At 39.2% G+C, this 1,351-nt stretch carries 2 protein-coding genes; one reads left to right on the top strand and one right to left on the bottom strand.

Features of this window, described 5'->3' with window-relative positions; translation table 11 throughout:
- Window positions 1–415 (top strand): lytic transglycosylase domain-containing protein (locus tag ACFIK8_RS09365; protein WP_375669264.1); only part of this gene is annotated, 415 nt, incomplete at its 5' end.
- Window positions 416–535: 120 nt separating this feature from the next.
- Here ACFIK8_RS09365 and ACFIK8_RS09360 read toward each other — a convergent pair.
- Window positions 536–1,318: an energy transducer TonB gene (locus tag ACFIK8_RS09360; RefSeq protein WP_375669263.1), complete on the bottom strand. Its 783-nt coding sequence runs from the start codon at window positions 1,316–1,318 to the stop codon at window positions 536–538.
- Window positions 1,319–1,351: the final 33 nt, after the last annotated feature.

Raw genomic sequence — 1,351 nt, 5'->3', positions numbered from 1 at the left:
AACAGCCATATCAACAGCAGGTGCACAAGGAATCCTCCAATTGCTTCCTACAACCGCACAAGCACTTGCAAAAAAGCATTCAATCGCATGGTCACTAAAAAAATTTAGCAGTGATGCCAGTTATAATGCTACGTTAGCCGCGTATTTTCTAAGCGAACAATTGAAACGTTTTAACGGATCCTATATATTAGCCCTTGTCAGTTATAATGCAGGTCCACGTCGTGTCAATGAATGGATAAAACGTTATGGCGATCCTCGTGAGCAATCTCTTGATAAAATCATCGATTGGATTGAACGCATCCCTTATACAGAAACACGTAATTACGTGATGCGTGTCATGGAAAATTATGGAGTTTACAAAGCAAGACTCACTGGAAAAATAGATATAAAAGCCGACCTTCTTTCCGGACAATAAAAGTAATAAAGCTTTGATTTAAAAAAGTAGTTCGTTGTGTTTCCTCAATTTATAAACTACAGCATCATAGCAATTATAAACATAAGGCATGTAAAACTAGCCTAAAAAAACCTGTGAAGATCAGCTAAATATCAAAGATACTCTGATAATTTTGTGCACTTTTGATGGAGGAGGAGGAGGAAAAAAGCCAACACGTTGAAGCACCGCCATAGCTAATCGATCAAGTTCCGGATCACCAGCAGAAACAACAATGCGGCTAGAAAAAATCTCCCCCTGTTCATGCACCCTAAATTCTAACTTCACTGTTCCTTTTGTACGACTGGTACGTTGTCCTACAACATATTTTTTTTGCCTTTCTAATTGCGCCTGTATCTGTGCCAACCATTCCATCAACAATGCATCCTCAAGTTCTGCTGGACTGCCGGCCTGACTAGTGGTAGACGAACGTACTGTCTTTACAGTGGAATGCTTTACTACACTCTTTAGTACTGGTATCGGTTTTTTGACGAGTGCTTTATGCTCCACTTTTGGAGGAGGAGATTCTTCCAAAGGCTTGAGGAGTGAAAAATCATCTTTTTCTATAGCATGCTGAGACTCTTCCGATTGAATTTCATCCACTGATTCCAATATCTTTGCCTCTTGTGCTGGAAGATCAGGTTGCAATATTTGTGGTTCTGTAATGACATTCGATAAATCTGTATCAATATTGGGCAAATCTATATCAACATCCGGATATACAGTCTCTGAGGCAAAAGTCAGCATAATTGTCGATGAAAACGTGTCATTCTTTACACCAGGACTCCGAAAATAAAACTGGGCTCCCAATACTATATGCAAAACGAAAGCACCAACAAACGCACCAATCCAGAGTATTAATAAACGCCTCGTATTTGCAAAATTCATTGTTTTTTACGCCGCTATTCTAAACTTAATCTT

The organism is Bartonella sp. MR168JLCBS (assembly GCF_042194175.1).
The sequence above is the reverse complement of the archived record's forward strand: the minus strand, read 5'-3'. Positions and strand labels throughout refer to the sequence as shown.